Source organism: Mucilaginibacter gracilis (assembly GCF_003633615.1).
Classification (GTDB): Bacteria; Bacteroidota; Bacteroidia; order Sphingobacteriales; family Sphingobacteriaceae; genus Mucilaginibacter; species Mucilaginibacter gracilis.
This window is the reverse complement of record NZ_RBKU01000001.1, coordinates 4,405,575-4,423,401: the sequence shown is the minus strand read 5'-3', so window position 1 is coordinate 4,423,401 and position 17,827 is coordinate 4,405,575. Positions and strand designations below refer to the sequence as shown.

Genomic DNA, 17,827 nt, shown 5'->3' with positions numbered 1-17,827 from the left:
TTTGTTTTTTTTGATGATTTTAATAAATCATCAATCAGGGTGCTAAAAACTTCCCGTACCACAGTCCCGAATTTTTGATGGTGCGTTTTTGGGTTTTAAAATCGATGTGGATGATGCCGAAGCGCGGGTGATAACCTTCGGCCCATTCAAAGTTATCGGTTAAGGTCCAGATAAAATAACCTGCTACTTTGCAGCCGTCGTTTTTGGCCCGGAGCACCTGGTTGATGTGGTTTTGCAGATATTTTAACCTCAGAGGGTCATCTACCCTACCATCCTTTACCTCATCCGGGAAAGCGGAACCATTCTCGGTAATGATGATTTTTTTCACAAAGGGGTAAGCATCAAATTTTTTGATAACCTCGTAAATGGCCGGGGGGTAAACTTCCCATTTCATATCGGTTAACTGCACATTTCTGTGCTGGGCTTTAACCAGGCGCGCACCTATATAGGGTACAAATAGCGAGGCTTTTACAATTTCGCGGGTGTAGTTTTGGAGGCCGATAAAATCAAACTCAAAATTCATTAAATGCTCATCGCCGGGCAGCATGTATTGCTTTATACGGCTAAGTACTTTAATATCTTCGGGGTAACCCATGCTCGATACAGCTTCAATAAATATGCGGTTAAAAAATACATCAGCGCGCGCCGCTGCAGCAACATCCTTAGGTTTATTAGAATAAGGTTCGATGTGCGAGCACGAAAAAGTTGTGCCTATCTGTGCGCCGGGCAATAGTTGGCGCAATAGCTTACCTCCTGCTGCCATGCATAAAACGGCGTGGTGTACGGCAGGTAAAAAGTTTTTAATACCTGTGCGGCCAGGGGCATGTATGCCTAAAAAATAACCGGCACCGGTAAATACAGCCGGTTCGTTCATTACCATCCAGTGTTTTACGCGGTCGCCAAAGGCGTTGGCGCAAATTTTTACGTAGTTACTAAACCAGTTTACAATTTCGCGGTTTGTCCAGCCGCCTTTCAGTTCAAGCTCATGAGGCAAATCCCAATGGTAAATGGTTACCCAGGGCTCAATACCTAATTCGAGGCAAAAATCAATAATGCGGTTGTAATAAGCTATTCCGGCGGGGTTAACCTCGCCCGTTCCGTTAGGTAAAATACGTGGCCAGGCTATAGAAAACCTAAAATTAGGGATGTTAAGCTCTTTAATAAGCGCAATATCTTCGCGGTAACGCTCGTAAAACTCGCAGGCAATATCGGGAGTATCGCCGTTTAAAACTTTGCCCTTCTTTTTGGTAAATACATCCCATATAGAAGTACCACGACCATCAATAGCCAATGCACCCTCTATTTGCGGGGCAGCGGTAGATACGCCCCAATTAAAATTATCCCCAAAAAAGGCCCGGTTAACAGGCTGGTTGTATAAGTCGGCTTTCATTAAATATTAGCGCAGGCTAATTTAAGCCCAACCGCAAATTTCCGAATAAAAATCTATAGTAAATAACACTATTGGGCAAAATGCTTTAGTGCATATACAAAGAGCGCATGCTTCTTAAAAAAACACGCTCCTTAATTTTGTTGAGCAGTAAAAATAAATTCAGGAAAGATCTCATGGCGTTTATGTTTTATTTTCAACATAAAGCTACATGTAAATGTTTAAGCTATTGTGCATTACATGTTACCATTAGGTTAAGTGCCATTTTAAAAAACTTAGCTTTTAAGCGCAATTTGTTTTATATTCAGCTTTGTAAAACTTAACCTGTGCATGAAAAAAATATATGCTTTAGCGCTTTTGATAACAGTTATTTTTATTTCGGGCTGTAACGATCATTTTTACGCCCCGGCGTTATACAACAATAACTCAACCTACCTGGCAAAGCCCATGCATACCGATTCGGCAAAGTCGGCCAGTTACGTATCGGGCGGGTTAGGCTTAGGTTCGGGTATCGACCTAAAGGATAACACCTACATGGGTTTGCTGCGTTTAGACCATGCTAACACCTTTGATAATATTAACTTAGCCTACGGCGTATTTGGCTTTGCTGGTAGTTACGAAAATACGTCGATAGAAAAAACCGAAGCCAATTATTTTAACAATAAATTTTTTGCAGGTTTAGGTGCCAATGCATCAGCTAATTTTTTTATCCCGCTGAATGATAAGGTAGATTTAAGGATTATTGGGATAGACTTGGCTTACAGCAGCGAATTTGGCGATTATGCCGATTTTAGGAAAGCAGTGAGGAGCCAGCCCGGTTTCCATACCGATATTAACAACAACTTATTTAGCGGCGGTTTAACTACCGAGGTTGCCTGGCGCGGGCGCAACAACCCGCAAATACATTATGCAGTAAAGGGGTACTTAGGCAAAACATTTGGCAACCACGATTTTAACGACTATACCAATTCATACTACAACAACTCGGAATACAACAATATTAATTACAGCGCAAGCTTTTTTGTACAAATGCGTAAATATTTTTTTGTGGTAGAAAGGCAAAACATTGTTAACGTTAATTTACGTGTTGGTTATTGCTTTTAAATTATTCGGAGTATACGCTTTGTACTCTATCGCGCAGGTTATAGCCTGATGCCATTACCTCGCCGTAGGCGCCTGCGGTGCGTACAACAATGATATCGCCGCGATATGACTCGGGCAGTTCAACATCTTTTCTGAAACAATCTGTGCTTTCGCAGATAGGGCCTACTACGTCGTATTTGATAAGACTCAAGATGCCAGACTCAGGACTCAAGACTTCTTTTCCCGACTCGTCATTCTTGATTCCTGATTCTTGATTCTTGACTCTCTCCTTCCCGCTCAAATTCTCTATCACATGGTAAGCCTGATAAAGCATTGGGCGTATCAGTTCAGTCATCCCGGCATCCAGTATCAGGAAATTCTTTTTAATGCCGTTTTTTACATAAAGTACGCGGCTCACTAACGATGCCGATTGCGCAACCAGCGCACGGCCCAGTTCAAAGTGTACCTCCTGGCCCGGTTTCACGTTTAAAAAATCGTTAAATACTTTAAAATAGCTCGCAAAATCGCAGATAGGATTTTCGTCGGGCTCATAATAATCAACACCTAAGCCACCGCCAAGGTTTAATACTTTAATGGGCAAATTACGTTCTTCAAACCATTGCTGCAATTCGTTTACGCGCACGCAAAGGTTTTTATAAACACTCAAATCTGTAATTTGCGAACCGATATGGAAATGAATGCCTAAAAATTGCAGATTAGGCAATTGGCCCAAAGCTTCGGCAACGGCAGGCAGTTCCCAGGTGTTTACACCAAATTTATTTTCTTCCAGTCCGGTTGTTATAAAGTGGTGCGTATGGGCATCAACATTAGGGTTAATGCGTATGGCAACACTTGCTGTTTTATTTTTGGCTTTAGCCAGATCGTTAATGATTTGCAACTCCTGCACCGATTCTACATTGAAACAGAATATTTCCCTGTCTAATGCCTCGTTAATTTCCTTGTCGGATTTACCTACACCAGCAAAAACCACTTTGCCTTTATCAAAACCATGTTCAATAGCTGCCTTTACCTCGCCACCGCTCACACAATCGGCACCAAAACCGTACGATTGTATTTTATCAATTACTTTCGGATTAAAATTAGCTTTCATGGCGTAATGCACATGGAAGTTATATTGCGCCGATGCATAGGCGCAAGCCTGCAAAGTTTGAGCAAGCAAATCTAAATCGTAATAATAAAACGGTGTTTCTAAATTGTTAAAACGGGTAAGGATATTGGTGTTGAACATGTTGTTTTTTGTTCATGGTTCATGGTTGATAGTTCATGGAACCATAGTGTAAAATTATTTTATTATAGATATTGTGACAAGCATCCCGACCATGAACCATGATCTACGAACCATCATCTCTTCAAAACAACCTGCTGTGTAAACTCCTTAGAGTTTCAACTTTATCGGCTGTTTTAACGAGGATAGAGATATTGTAGCTGCTGCCACCATACGATATCATGCGCAAAGGTATGTGTTTAACCGATTCGAGTACGCGGGCTGCATAGCCGTGCGTTTCGGCACCAAAATCGCCAACTACGCAAACTATGGTTTGGTTAACATCAACCTCAACGGTGCCAAAAATATTTAACTCGCGGGTAATGTCGCCAAGATAGGTAGTATCATCTATTGTGACAGATACCGCAACCTCCGATGTGGTTATCATATCTATAGGCGTTTTGTAACGTTCAAAAACTTCAAAAACGCGGCGCAAAAAGCCATAGGCCAGTAACATGCGGCTGGAGTGAATTTTGATAGCCGTAATATTATCCTTTGCGGCTATTGATTTAATTTCGCCTTTATCGCTGCTGTTACTGATGAGTGTTCCCGGTGCGTTGGGCTCCATGGTGTTGAGCAGCCTAACGGGTATTTTATATTTTTGTGCCGGAAATACACTCTGCGGATGCAAAATTTTTGCGCCAAAGTAGGCTAACTCGGCAGCTTCGTCAAACGATAGCTGTGCAATTGGTTTGGTGCCTTTAACTATACGCGGGTCGTTATTGTGCATACCGTCAATATCCGTCCAAATTTGCACCTCTTCGCTGCGTATGGCTGCTCCTATTAACGATGCCGTGTAATCGCTGCCGCCACGGCGCAGGTTATCAATCTCCCCAAACGAGTTTCGGCATATATAACCCTGGGTAATAAACAACTTATTATCGGGATGTTGATTTAACAAGGGTGTAATATGGTCGGTCATGTAATCAATTACAGGTTCGCCATCCTCATCAATTTTCATAAAATCCAGTGCCGGTAATAAAACTGCCGGTACACCTATTTCCTGTAAATAAACATAGTATAGGGTTGTGCTTAACAGTTCGCCCTGGGCCAATACAATTTTATCTTCAATGGTGGTAAAGTTATCGGTAGCCAGGTTGGTTAATAAACCAAAATGATAGTCAATTACTTCCTTGCCCGATTCTAAAAACTCCGGGGTGCTAAACAATTCGGAAATAAATTTTTGGTACTTAACCTTTAGCGGTGCAATTAATTGCATGGCCTTCAACTTATCGCCGGCAAGGTACGCCTGCCCAATTTCGACCAAGCTGTTAGTTGTGCCCGAAACGGCAGATAAAACCACGATTTGCCTTTCTGCCGGATTGATAATATCCAGCAGTTTTTTCATCCGTTCGGGGCTGCCAACAGATGTTCCGCCAAATTTTAGAACTTTCATTTTTAAATTATATTTAAGCTTAAATGGTCAACGGGAAGCAAAACCATTGAGCAGCCAAAAATAGGTTTTTACAGCTAAAAATCCGCGTAAAGCGAAATTAAATTTGGAACGAATACCTGTACCTGCATTACTACAGAAGAAATGATGGTATGCTTAACTATCAAATTTCTCCAACAGTTTTAGCAGTGTTTCAAAATCTTTTGGATAAGGTGCGTGTATGGTTACTTCGTCAACCTCATTAATTTTAAAGGTTACCTCGTAGGCATGTAAGGCAAAACGTTTCATAATGGGTAACTCTTCCTGCTCTTTACCTAAACGGTAGCCGCGTTTTATGGCCGATAAAAACACAGGTTTACCTTTATACATTTCGTCGCCGGCAATGGATGCCCGTTGCGTGGCCAGGTGAATCCGGATCTGGTGCATGCGCCCGGTAACAGGCCTGCATTGTACCAACGTATAGTGCTTAAAATACTTTAACGACTGAAAATGGGTTTCGGCGCGTTTACCTTCCTGGCGGCTGATGGTTACATTGCCTTTACCGGCGTTTAATATCGGCAAGTCAATTTGCAGGTCCTCAAATACATGGGTGCCCTCAATAATGGCATGGTATATTTTTTTTACGCGGCGTTTTTCAAACTGGATAGAAACCAGGCGGTAAGCCTCGGGGTTTTTGGCTATAATTAACGCTCCCGAGGTTTCTTTATCTAAACGATGGCATACTTGCGCATCCGGCGAATAATTTTTGGCAAGGCGCAGCATATTAATCTCGCCTCCCTCGCGCTCATCTAACGAACTGATGAATGGCGGTTTATTTACAACAATAATATCAGGATTTTCAAATAAGATCAGGTCCTGGAACTTGGGTATCTTCATTGCTGCAAATATCACCAAAATGCCCGACATTAAAAATGCCATTTGCATAGCCCCTTTTTACCCCCTTACCACCGTGCCTGTTATGTAACCAAATGGTTCGTCGGTTGCTATAAATATCTCGTTTTTATTATCCATACCAAACTGATCGAGATTAAACGGAATATGGTGTTTGTTAGGCATAACTAAACTAATCTCGGTTACCTCGGGGTAGGTTTGCAAAACAGCTTCGCCCATAGCATATAATGTTTGCTGCACCGAAAGGCTTTTGTGGAAGGCAAAGGTTTTTAACAGCGTTGTGCGTATTTGGCCAAATAATTGCGTAAAATTAAGCGATGTACTGTTGTAGGTCCAGGTGGCCTGGCATTGCGTGGCCAGTATACGGTCGGCAGTTTCTTTTAAACTGGTGTATTGCTCTTTAATATAACCTTCAAAACCCGAATCGGTAGTTTTTAATATCAACAAATCTTTAATACCGGCAGTAATAACAAGGCCATCGGCGTCCTGCACAATGCTTGTGGTATGCTTTTCGCTGCCGCCGCCAATATACGCATGCGGGTGGGTATCGCCGTTAAAGGCCATGCGCTGATACGGGTGTTCAATAATTTCGATATTGGTACGCGTTACCTGCGGGTTATTATTTAAAAAATAAGCGGAAAGGTATAAGGCAAAATCTTCAATACCATCTGTAAAATGTTCCTTAGCCAATACGTATACCGTGTTTTTTTGCGTATCGGTAGCTAAAATTTTAGAGTTGTCGCCAAGTGTGTGTGCGGTTTCAAAATCACCTTCGAGGGCCACACTTACCGAAATTTGCCTAAACTCATGATAATCGGCATGGCGAATAATTTTCGACAAGTTAACTGCATTTTTTCCGTAAGCGTTTTTACCTAATTTGATATTCATTATAATTAGTTTTGATTATTGTTAAAAGATTAGCAATTTAGAAATTTCTAAACTGTTTTTGCAGTAATTTATAGGAATTTTAACTTTTTTTACACAAAATGAGCCAATTTGCAATTAAATCTACAAATATAATCACACCGGAGGGTGTGGTTAACGGCTTGATACTGATTGAAAAAGGGCTTATAACTGATGTTTTACCGGCTGATTATAATACCAATTTACGGGTAATAGACGTTGGCGATAAAATTGTAATGGCCGGGGTAATTGACCCGCACATCCATATAAACGAACCTGGCCGTACCGATTGGGAAGGTTTTAATACGGCCACCCACGCCGCAATTGCAGGCGGTTTAACAACTTTGGTTGATATGCCCCTTAACTCGGCACCGGTTACCACAAGTGTTGAGGCATTTGAGCAAAAGCTGGCCGCAGCAAAAAATCAATTACATACCAATGTAGGTTTTTGGGGTGGCATTGTGCCGGGTAATTCGCACCAAATAGAACCGCTTATTAAAAAAGGTGTGTTAGGCTTTAAAGCATTTTTAACCCATTCGGGTATTGACGATTTCCCGAACGCAACCGAAGATGATCTGCGCAAAGCAATGCCAATCATCGCAAAATATAACTTACCACTGTTGGTACACTGCGAATTGACGGATGATTTTAAAGTAACCGATCAAGACCCGCTATCTTACACGGATTACCTCGCATCGCGGCCAAAATATTGGGAAGATGATGCCGTGAGTTTGATGATACGCCTATGCGAAGAATTTAATTGCCGGGTACATATCGTTCATTTATCGTCGTCAAATTCCATCGGCCAAATAGCCGAAGCAAAAAAAAGGGGTTTATCCTTAACTGTAGAAACCGGGCAGCATTATTTATATTTTGCGGCTGAAGATATTAAGAACGGGCAAACACAATTTAAATGCGCCCCGCCGATACGTGAAAAAGATAACAACGATTTACTGTGGGAAGCCCTAAAAAGCGGTGTTATTGACTTTGTGGCTACCGACCACTCCCCCGCCCCGCCCGATTTGAAACAGATGCAAAGCGGCGATTTTATTAAAGCCTGGGGTGGTATATCGTCGTTACAGTTTGCGTTGCCTGTTTTATGGACAGCGGCTAAACAACGCAATTGCACCGTTATGGATGTAGCAAAATGGCTATCAGAAAACCCGGCGAAACTAATTGGTAAAGCCGGTAGCAAAGGCAAATTAGCTAAGGGATATGATGCCGACCTTGTTATTTGGGATGCAGAAGCTTCGTTTAAGTTAACAGAGGATATGATTTATCATAAGCATAAGGTTACGCCATATTTGGGCGAAACCTTATTTGGCGTGGTTGAACAAACGTATATTGCGGGCGTTAAGGTTTTTGATAAAGGAAACATTAAATTAAACCAAGGACAGATAGTTTTAGGAAATGACTAATTACACCAGCCGCGCCGAAAAAATACTTTTGCGAATTAACCAGCTTGCCGCTATTAGCGAGGACGAAGATGGCATTACCCGTACTTTTGGTACCGACAAATTTATGTTTGGCGTTGCCTTAGTTGCGCAATGGATGATGGAAGCCAGGTTACCAGGGCGGGTAGATAATATTGGCAACGTTCGGGCTTTCTTAAAAAGTGATAATCCTGATGCTAAAACTTTCGTTATCGCGTCGCATATTGATACGGTGGTTAATGCTGGCAAGTTTGATGGCCCGCTTGGCGTGTTAGTGGGTTTGGATATTGTTGAACATTTAATTGCATCTAAAACTAAACTGCCATTTAATATTGAACTGATAGCTTTTAGCGACGAGGAAGGAGTGCGGTACCATACCACGTACCTGGGCAGCAAGGTTGTAGCCGGCTCGTTTGACGATGGCTTATTATCTAAAACGGATAAAGGCGGTATAACTTTAAATTCGGTAATTGAATTAATTGGCGGCAAGGCCCAATTGCTACCCGGCGATGCTATTGAACCCCAAAATTGGCTGGGCTATTTTGAAATACACATAGAACAGGGCCCTGTTTTGTACGAAAACAACATACCCGTAGCCATAGTTACCGCCATAGCGGGGCAAAAACGTGTTGAAATTACCTTTACCGGGATGGCCGGACATGCAGGTACAGTGCCAATGGATATGCGAGCCGATGCCTTGTGCGCCGCTGCCGATTTTGTGCTGGCTTTAGAAAAATTTGCCTTAGAAAACAAAAACAGCCTGGTTGCTACCGTTGGTAAATTAGATGTGGTGAACTCCGCCAGCAACGTTATTCCTGGCAAGGTAATTTGCAGTTTGGATTTGCGCAGCGCCGACGAACGCCAATTAATTATTGCCTACCAAACTGTTAAAGACCTGTGCCAGTTGATTGCCGATAAACGCAAAATAACATTAAACTGGAATTTGATACAGGAAACCCAACCCGTAACCTGCGATGAAGGATTAAGCAAATTGCTCGAAAAAGCTATTTCGGCATCAAACATTGAAACGGTTAAACTGGTTAGCGGTGCAGGGCACGATGCCGTGCCTATATCGCAGGTTTCGCCGGTAAGCATGTTGTTTGTGCGGTGTTATAAAGGCATCAGCCATAACCCTTTGGAGAATGCCGAGTTGAAAGATATTGCGGCAGCTATTGAGGTGTCGGATAAGTTTTTAGAAGAATTGATAAAAAGTAAATAAGATAAAGCGAATTTACCACAGAGATCACAAAGAAGAGAAAACACAGAGGTTCACAAAGATTTTAAAATTGAACAAATGCTAAAAACTCTGTGTAACTCTGTGAAAAAAATCTTAGTGTCCTCGGTGGTTAAATTCATTTAATTAAATAACAAGAATATGGAAATTTCAGCATTAACCCGGTCGGTAGTCAAGCGTAACCACGCTGTTATTGCGCCCGATGGTTATATAAACAGCAACGTACCGGGCTGGGAAAACTGCACCGTTAACGTTATTATTAACGAGCAAATGGGTGCTAACCTTTGCCAAACCTTAATTACGGCAGCAAAAGGTTGTAAATTATCTGGGCTAACCAAAGCTTCGCAAATATTTTTTTATGTGGTTGAGGGTAGCTGTACGGTAAGCATTGGCTCACAAAACAAGGTACTAACTAAGGGGCAGTTTGTTTACGTGCCCATTGGTAAAGAGTATTTATTTGATGGCTTTGCCGAAGGCAGCCAATTGTTAACCTTCCATAAGGTTTACGAATATATTGATGGTTACGATGTGCCCGACACTTACTTTGGCGATGCAGCCGATATTGAAGGGCCGATTTACATGAACGACGACGCCCTTCGGATACAGGTTTTATTACCGCCCGATTTAAGTTTTGATATGGCTGTAAACATTTTTACCTATCAAACCGGCGGAAACCTGCCTATGGTTGAAACCCATATTATGGAACATGGTTTACTATACCTGCAAGGCCAGGGCATATACATGCTTGACCATGAATGGTACCCTATAAAAAAAGGCGATTCGATATGGATGGCACCGTATTGCCAGCAGTGGTTTACCGCTATGGGGAAAGAACCCGCCGTGTATATTTATTATAAAAATGTAAACCGTTTCCCTACAACAATTTAACAATGACCATTGCCGAGTTTGACCACCTAAGCGAAAGCGAGAAGCAAGATGCCTTGTTTCAATGCTGCGGTTCAACAACCTGGGTTAACCTCATGCTTACAGCCTTCCCGGTTGAAGATTTAGTTGACCTGCTGGAGTATGCCGATGAAAAATGGCAGCAGTGCAAAAAAAAGGATTGGTTAGAGGCTTTTACACACCACCCCAAAATTGGCGATGTGGCCTCGCTAAAGCAAAAATTTGCAAGTACTGCTAACTGGGCGTCGGGCGAGCAGGCTGGTGTTAATACCGCTCCGGATGATGTGCTTAACGCTTTAGCTAAAGGGAATACCGATTACGAAGAGAAATTTGGGTTTATATTTATAGTTTGCGCCACAGGCAAATCGGCAGGCGAAATGTTGTGGCTTTTACAATCGCGCTTGCCGAACGATCCCGATAAGGAGATTGAAATTGCCGCTGCCGAACAAGCCAAAATAACCCGCATCCGTTTAGAAAAACTATTTGCATGAGCCAGATTACCACCCATATTTTAGATACCACCCTGGGCAAACCTGCGCAAGGTGTCGCCATATCGTTACACCGGCAAAAAGATGCCAACTGGGATAAACTGGCCGAAGGCAAAACCAATACCGATGGCCGGATACCCAATTTGCTTGATAACGAAACCGTATTACCCGCAGGTATTTATAAAATGAGGTTTGAGGTTGCGCCTTATTTTGAAGCCCTTAACGTTAGCGCATTTTACCCTTTTGTTGAAATTGTTTTTAACGTTACTTCGGGCCAGCACTATCATGTACCTTTACTATTAAATCCGTTTGGATATTCAACTTACCGCGGCTCGTGATTAACGGAGCCGTAATAAATTATTTAAGATGAAATTAAGCATCAGCGAAAGCGATAAAACAGCTTTATTAAACACACTTGGCACTGCAAACATTGAGTTCCAAAAAAAATATCCCGGCGATAAGCCCGACAGGCAGGCTGTACATACTGTATATGGCGGTGCCAACCTTTTTAAAGCAGATACTACGGTTAAAATGGGCGAAATAGCCCTTAAAAACCTGCAAACCTATGCACCTAACTTTGTAACCCTGGCCAACGTTTTAAAGCTGGATGGTTATGAGCACCTGCCGCATTTAGAAAGCGATATTGCCAAATTAACCGCTAAGTTAGATGCCATGACCGAGGCAGAGCGCAAAGAAGAAACTGCATGGCTGGCCTATTCGGTATACAACAAGATAGTTAAGAAATTACAAACTGAAGCCGTAGAAGATTTTAGGATAGATTTTGAAGATGGCTTTGGTAACCGCCCCGATGCCGAAGAAGATGCAACAGCCGTTAACGCAGCTAACGAATTAGCTTTAGGTATGGCTAACGGTACAATTTCGCCATTCATTGGTATCCGCATCAAGCCGTTTACAGAAGATTTGAAAGCGCGCGGCGTGCGCACACTGGATATTTTCCTCAGCACCTTGTTCGAAAAAACAGATGGTAAACTGCCCGATAATTTTGTGGTAATGCTGCCCAAGGTTACCATACCCGAGCAGGTTGTAACGTTGGTTAATTTATTCGAAATTATAGAAAAGGTAAACAACCTACCCGCCGGTTACCTTAAAATGGAAACTATGGTGGAGGCTACCCAAATAGTGATGGACGACGAGGGCCGCAACCCTTTGTTCCGCATTATTAAAGCCAGCCAGGGCCGCTGTATTGCCGCCCATTTTGGCACTTATGATTATACGGCGTCGTGCGGAATTACTGCCAAATACCAAACCATGGCCCACTCCGTGTGCGATTTTGCGCACCACATGACCAAGGTTGCCCTTGGCGGTACAGGTATATTTCTGTCGGACGGTGCAACTAATGTTATGCCTATCGGTCCGCACAGGGGAGATAACCTGAGCTTCGAACAACTGAAGGAGAATCGCGATTCGGTACATAACGCATGGAAAACGGGTTATACCCACACCATGCATTCGTTAATAAATGGCATGTACCAGGGCTGGGACCTTAACCCGGCACAATTGCCCATGCGCTACGCTGCAACCTATAACTTTTTTTTAAGCAGCTATAGCGATGCCGTATTCCGCTTAAAAACGTTTGTTGAAAGGGCGGCAATATCAACCCTTACCGGAGATATTTTTGACGATGCAGCAACCGGACAAGGTTTACTAAACTTTTTTTTAAAAGCCATGAACTGCGGTGCCATAACCGAAGAAGAAGCTTTGGCAACAGGTTTAACGCTGGACGAAATACGCAGCCGCTCGTTTTTCAGGATATTGGAAGGTAGACGAAAAAAGTAAAAGCCTCAACTAACCTTCCCCGGAAGGGAGGGCTTTAAGAGCAATGAACAATAAACTAAGTTAAGGTACTTCCCAAAAAGGCGTATCTTTAAAGTAAATCGAAAAAACAATCTAAATCAAAAATCTCCCCTTTCGGGGGGAGATTTAGAGGGGCTTAACATGCAAATAACTGCCAAACTGGTTGATATTAAGAACAAAAGCATCTATCCCGCAAGGGTAAGCTTTGCCGATGGCAGGATAACCGCTGTGGAAAAAATTGCTGTGACCGATGAATCGGCTTTAGCCTATATTATGCCCGGCTTTGTTGATGCGCATGTGCATGTGGAAAGTTCGATGTTGGTACCGGCGGAGTTTGCAAGGTTAGCAGTAGTGCATGGCACCGTAGGCACCGTTAACGACCCGCACGAAATTGCCAATGTGTGTGGCCTGGCGGGGGTTGAATACATGATAGAAAACGGTAAAACCGTGCCGTTTAAGTTTAATTTTGGTGCCCCAAGCTGTGTACCTGCCACTACATTTGAAACCGCTGGAGCGGTATTAGATGCCGCCGACGTAGCTAAATTATTAGAACGCGACGAGGTTAAATATCTGGCCGAAATGATGAACTTCCCCGGCGTGTTGAACGGGGATGCCGAAGTTTTAGCGAAAATAAAAAGTGCCTTAGCTGCCGGAAAGCCCGTTGATGGACACGCGCCCGGTTTGCGCGGCGAACAGGCCGGCCAATACATTAAGGCCGGCATTAGCACCGACCATGAATGCTTTACTGCCGAAGAAGCACTGGATAAGCTGAACTACGGCATGAAGATACTGATACGTGAGGGCAGCGCCGCTAAAAACTTTGATGCGCTGATAAACCTGCTGCATGATTACCCCAACCATATGATGTTTTGCAGCGACGATAAGCACCCCGATAGCTTAGTTGCCAGCCACATAAACGAACTTTGCAGCCGTGCCGTACATAAAGACGTTGATGTATTTAAGGTACTGCAAGCTGCTTGTATTAACCCGGTTGAGCATTATAAATTAGATATTGGCCTGCTGCAACCCGGCCAGCCTGCCGATTTTATTTTGGTTAACGATTTGCGAAACTTTGAGGTTTTGCAAACTTACATTGATGGTGTTTTGGTTGCCGAAAACGGTGTTTCGTTAATTGAAAGCAGCACGGCGGGCCTGGTTAACAATTTCCGGGTAACAGAAAAAACGCCGGGTGATTTTGCGTTTGAGGTTAACCAACTATACAACGAGTTAACACCAGTTATTGAGGCTATCGACGGGCAACTTATTACCAACAAACTATTGGTAAAACTAACACCCGAAAATGGTTTACTCAAGCCCGACCTTAAAGATGATATTTTAAAAATAGCGGTTGTTAACCGTTACCATAATGCGCCCATCGCGAAAAGTTTTATCAAAAATTTTGGTTTAACCGAGGGCGCCATAGCATCGTCGGTGGCACACGATAGCCATAACATTGTAGTTGTTGGTGTTGATGATGATAGTATTTGCAAAGCTGTAAACCTTATTATTAAAGCCCAAGGCGGCATTAGCTGCGTGAGCAATACCGATGAAACTGTTTTGGCACTGCCCGTTGCAGGCTTAATGAGCACCGGCAATGGCTATGATGTTGCCAGAGCTTATACCGCTATTGATGCCAAGGCCAAGCTGATGGGCTCAACCCTCTCTGCCCCTTTCATGACGCTTTCTTTTATGGCACTCCTGGTAATACCCCATTTAAAACTAAGCGACAAGGGTTTGTTTGATGGCAGCACTTTTGCCTTAATTTAATAATTGCTGCATTAGCCCTGTTATTGCCTGCACCTTTGTTACCAAATAAATAATTTATTACATCTTTGCACCATGAGTAAAATCTGGCAAAAAACTATTACTGTAGATAAACTTGTAGAAAACTTTACCGTGGGCCGCGATCGTGAATTTGACGAGCAAATGGCTGCGTTTGATGTACTGGGCTCATTGGCCCACACCCAAATGCTGGCCAGCGTTGGCTTGCTTGATAAAGCCGACCTGGAAGTAATACAATTGGAATTAAAAAAGATATACGCCGATATTAAAACCGGCGATTTTAAAATTGAGGCCGACGTTGAAGATATACACTCGCAGGTGGAAGTGTTGCTTACCCGCCGCATTGGCGAGGCCGGAAAAAAGATACACAGTGGCCGATCGCGCAATGACCAGGTTTTAGTTGATCTGAAACTATATTTCCGCCACGAATTGCAGGAAGTTGTTGAAGCAGTGCAAAGCCTGTTTAACCTGCTTATCAGCCTCAGCGAAAAGCATAAACATGTTTTATTGCCGGGCTATACGCATTTGCAAATAGCCATGCCATCCTCATTTGGCCTATGGTTTGGCGCTTATGCCGAAAGTTTGATTGATGATTTGGAACTTATTTTGGCGGCATACCACATTACCAATAAAAACCCACTGGGTTCGGCGGCGGGTTATGGTTCGTCGTTTCCGTTAAACCGTACTTTAACTACGCAACTGTTAGGTTTTGAGGCTTTAAACTACAATGTGGTTTACGCACAAATGGGGCGCGGAAAAACCGAACGCGTTATTGCACAGGCACTATCTTCTATCGCGGCAACGCTGGCCAAAATGGCAATGGACCAATGCCTTTACCTGAGTCAGAATTTTTCTTTTGTGAGCTATCCCGAAAATTTAACGACAGGATCGAGCATTATGCCGCATAAAAAAAACCCCGATGTTTGGGAAATTATGCGTGGCCGTTGCAACCGCCTGCAAGCATTACCTAACGATGTTGCCATGATGACGACTAACCTGCCATCGGGCTATCATCGTGAACTTCAATTATTGAAGGAGCTACTTTTTCCGGCTTTTGCCGATATTAAAAACAGCCTGCACATGGCCGCCTTTATGCTCGAACATATCACCGTAAAGGATAATATACTTGATGATGCTAAATATGCCTACCTGTTTAGCGTTGAGGAGGTTAACCGACTAGTTTTAAGTGGAATGCCTTTTAGGGATGCCTATAAATACGTGGGCCTCGCCATTGAAAAAGGTGAATTTAAGCCGGATAGAAACGTTAACCATAGCCACGAAGGCAGTATAGGCAACCTTGGCAATGAGCATATTACCAATGCCATGCAAAACTTGGTGGCGCAGTTCCCTTTCGAAAAGGTGAATAAGGCAATTGAGGGTTTAGTAGCATAAACACAAAATAATTCTTACTTTATCCCCCCCAGCCTTTTTGTCCGGTGGCGGGATAAACCAGATCATTAAAATGAACGGCCAAAACAGAGCAGATATATACCCGGGTTTACTGGTTGATATTATCCTGAAAAAAGATCAGCGGAGCGGTAAGTTAACGCGGGGCGTTGTGGCTAACCTGCTTACCAGTTCGGCGTACCACTCGCGCGGAATTAAAGTACGGTTAGAAGACGGACAAGTGGGCAGGGTTGCCGAGATTGTTGAAGAAGACTAATTAACATGCAGAAAGAACCCAAAATAGACTCGCTTATCCGTTTTGATGTGCAACATAGGCTTATTATGGCACTTGCTGTTGGCATCCTTGTATTTTGCCTCATTTACGGGCATGTATCGGTACCGTCGCTCATTATATTATCGTGGTTAAGCTGCGCCTCGGTTATCATCATTACCGATTGGCTCATTATCCTTTCATCGCACCCGCGCGAAATGCGTAAAATAGCACGCCTTAAAGATTCTAACCGGTTTATGATACTGTTGTTTATTATTGCAGGCTCATGCGTTAGTTTATTTGCTATTCTGTTTTTGCTAAAGGCCAGCAAAGGCAGCCATCATGATGATGTACTGCGCCTGGCATTATTGGCCGTTGGCTCGGTAATCGTATCGTGGTGGATGTTGCACACTGTTTTTACCATGAGCTATGCCCACATGTTTTACACGACTACACCGGACCCTGACGATAAAGCAACAGCCGTTATAGGCGGCCTACAGTTTCCGGACGAAAAGACCCCGGATTATCTTGATTTTGCCTATTTCTCATTCGTAGTGGGGATGACATTTCAGGTATCAGATGTTGAAATATCTTCGCGCCCCATACGCCGGATGGTTTTGTTACACGGCCTTATCTCGTTTGCTTTTAACACTGCTATTGTAGCTTTGAGTATAAACGTGGTTTCGGGCCTGGTTTAATAATGAACCCTACGCGGAAACCATATCGATTAAATAGACATAAAAATTTATCACTAAATCACATCCAATGATTCAAGTACTAATTTATTCGATTATGGTAATTGCTTTTATTATTTGGCTAACAAATGAAAGTAAACACAAATCTAAATGGGGTGTAAATTTAAAACGTGTATATTGCCCGGTATGTCAAACCAAGCAGCCTATTATACGAATACCTGATAACAAAGCAGAAGCTCTTTGGGGTGGCACAACTTGCCCAAAATGTCATACACATCTTGATAAATATGGCGACGTAATTCATAAGCTGTAGTTTACACTAACCAAATTGCGCCATTAATAACTAATCTGAGTATCGATATTTGAGGATTGAAAATTATATATTAAACCTCGTCAACATCATAACCGCTTGTTTATGAATGCCGTTTTGCATTAATGGCGTCCATCCTAATAAATACCCTTTAATACCCATAGCCTGACCGGCCCATTTCCAGATGTTAAAATAGTCGGTATGTTTGGTTATTTTGCCGCCGCCAAACTCAAACTTTGCCGAAACACGGTTGGTAACCTTGCGCCCAGTACGGCTAAAAGTATAAACAGCAACCCAATTGGCACTTCCGGTTTTTTCGTTTGCCTCAATGTTGCTTACCGTAACCTTTATATCCGGATTTTTGAGTAACATCCGCCACATGTTTTTGGCGTTTTCGCCGATTTGCAAACCAAAGGCAGGGTCGGTAAACTCTATATCATCGGAATAACAGGCAACCATTCCTTCGGCGTCACCTGCCGCAAAGGCGGCGTAAAAATTTATTAGGAGTTGCTTATTATCCATTGGTAGTTTATTGTATAAATCCTATTTATTACTATTCTTTAAAGCC

At 42.9% G+C, this 17,827-nt stretch carries 17 protein-coding genes; 11 read left to right on the top strand and 6 right to left on the bottom strand.

Going from position 1 to position 17,827, the window contains the following annotated elements; all coding sequences use genetic code 11:
* Positions 1-34 precede the first annotated feature (34 nt).
* Positions 35-1,390 (bottom strand): GH1 family beta-glucosidase, encoded by a 1,356-nt coding sequence (locus tag BDD43_RS19640; RefSeq protein WP_121199274.1) that lies wholly within the window; start codon positions 1,388-1,390, stop codon positions 35-37.
* 327 nt (positions 1,391-1,717) lie between these two features.
* Between BDD43_RS19640 and BDD43_RS19630 the strand changes: the two genes are divergently transcribed.
* On the top strand, positions 1,718-2,491 hold the full coding sequence (locus BDD43_RS19630; RefSeq protein ID WP_121199272.1) for a hypothetical protein: 774 nt from the start codon (positions 1,718-1,720) through the stop codon (positions 2,489-2,491).
* A 1-nt stretch (position 2,492) separates the two neighbouring features.
* On the opposite strand, the gene lysA is transcribed toward BDD43_RS19630, so the two are convergent.
* The 4 genes from lysA to pucL all read right to left on the bottom strand — a co-directional run bounded on the left by lysA (position 2,493) and on the right by pucL (position 6,927).
* A complete protein-coding gene (gene lysA / locus BDD43_RS19625; RefSeq protein WP_121199271.1) occupies positions 2,493-3,719 on the bottom strand; it encodes a diaminopimelate decarboxylase in 1,227 nt (408 codons plus the stop codon).
* A 121-nt stretch (positions 3,720-3,840) separates the two neighbouring features.
* The gene (locus BDD43_RS19620) at positions 3,841-5,151 is read right to left on the bottom strand and encodes an aspartate kinase (RefSeq protein WP_121199270.1); all 1,311 of its coding nucleotides are present in this window, start codon (positions 5,149-5,151) and stop codon (positions 3,841-3,843) included.
* Between the two features lie 153 nt (positions 5,152-5,304).
* Positions 5,305-6,024, bottom strand: a complete 720-nt coding sequence (locus tag BDD43_RS19615) for an RluA family pseudouridine synthase (protein ID WP_121202046.1) — start codon at positions 6,022-6,024, stop codon at positions 5,305-5,307.
* Positions 6,025-6,081: 57 nt separating this feature from the next.
* Positions 6,082-6,927 (bottom strand): factor-independent urate hydroxylase, encoded by an 846-nt coding sequence (pucL, locus tag BDD43_RS19610; RefSeq protein ID WP_121199269.1) that lies wholly within the window; start codon positions 6,925-6,927, stop codon positions 6,082-6,084.
* A 98-nt stretch (positions 6,928-7,025) separates the two neighbouring features.
* Between pucL and allB the strand changes: the two genes are divergently transcribed.
* From allB to BDD43_RS19560, 10 genes are all read left to right on the top strand, one after another.
* The gene (gene allB, locus BDD43_RS19605) at positions 7,026-8,360 is read left to right on the top strand and encodes an allantoinase AllB (protein ID WP_121199268.1); all 1,335 of its coding nucleotides are present in this window, start codon (positions 7,026-7,028) and stop codon (positions 8,358-8,360) included.
* Positions 8,353-9,594, top strand: coding sequence for a M20 family metallo-hydrolase (locus BDD43_RS19600; protein ID WP_121199267.1), 1,242 nt, complete (start codon positions 8,353-8,355; stop codon positions 9,592-9,594). Before allB ends, BDD43_RS19600 begins: the two co-directional genes overlap by 8 nt.
* Before the next feature lie 156 nt (positions 9,595-9,750).
* Complete coding sequence (gene allE, locus BDD43_RS19595) at positions 9,751-10,497, top strand: (S)-ureidoglycine aminohydrolase (RefSeq protein ID WP_121199266.1); 747 nt, start codon at positions 9,751-9,753, stop codon at positions 10,495-10,497.
* A gap of 2 nt (positions 10,498-10,499) precedes the next feature.
* Complete coding sequence (uraD, locus tag BDD43_RS19590; protein ID WP_121199265.1) at positions 10,500-11,003, top strand: 2-oxo-4-hydroxy-4-carboxy-5-ureidoimidazoline decarboxylase; 504 nt, start codon at positions 10,500-10,502, stop codon at positions 11,001-11,003.
* The gene (uraH, locus tag BDD43_RS19585; RefSeq protein ID WP_121199264.1) at positions 11,000-11,338 is read left to right on the top strand and encodes a hydroxyisourate hydrolase; all 339 of its coding nucleotides are present in this window, start codon (positions 11,000-11,002) and stop codon (positions 11,336-11,338) included. Before uraD ends, uraH begins: the two co-directional genes overlap by 4 nt.
* A 28-nt stretch (positions 11,339-11,366) precedes the next feature.
* Positions 11,367-12,797, top strand: coding sequence for a DUF6986 family protein (locus BDD43_RS19580; protein WP_121199263.1), 1,431 nt, complete (start codon positions 11,367-11,369; stop codon positions 12,795-12,797).
* 159 nt (positions 12,798-12,956) lie between these two features.
* A complete protein-coding gene (gene ade / locus BDD43_RS19575; protein WP_121199262.1) occupies positions 12,957-14,582 on the top strand; it encodes an adenine deaminase in 1,626 nt (541 codons plus the stop codon).
* A gap of 72 nt (positions 14,583-14,654) precedes the next feature.
* Entirely contained in the window at positions 14,655-15,989 is a 1,335-nt protein-coding gene (gene argH, locus BDD43_RS19570; RefSeq protein WP_121199261.1) for an argininosuccinate lyase, read from the top strand.
* A gap of 70 nt (positions 15,990-16,059) precedes the next feature.
* Positions 16,060-16,260: a YwbE family protein gene (locus tag BDD43_RS19565; protein WP_121199260.1), complete on the top strand. Its 201-nt coding sequence runs from the start codon at positions 16,060-16,062 to the stop codon at positions 16,258-16,260.
* 5 nt (positions 16,261-16,265) lie between these two features.
* Positions 16,266-16,952, top strand: coding sequence for a DUF1345 domain-containing protein (locus BDD43_RS19560; protein ID WP_121199259.1), 687 nt, complete (start codon positions 16,266-16,268; stop codon positions 16,950-16,952).
* 373 nt (positions 16,953-17,325) lie between these two features.
* Here the strand turns inward: BDD43_RS19560 and BDD43_RS19550 are convergent, their stop codons facing one another.
* A complete protein-coding gene (locus tag BDD43_RS19550; protein ID WP_121199257.1) occupies positions 17,326-17,781 on the bottom strand; it encodes a nuclear transport factor 2 family protein in 456 nt (151 codons plus the stop codon).
* Positions 17,782-17,827: the final 46 nt, after the last annotated feature.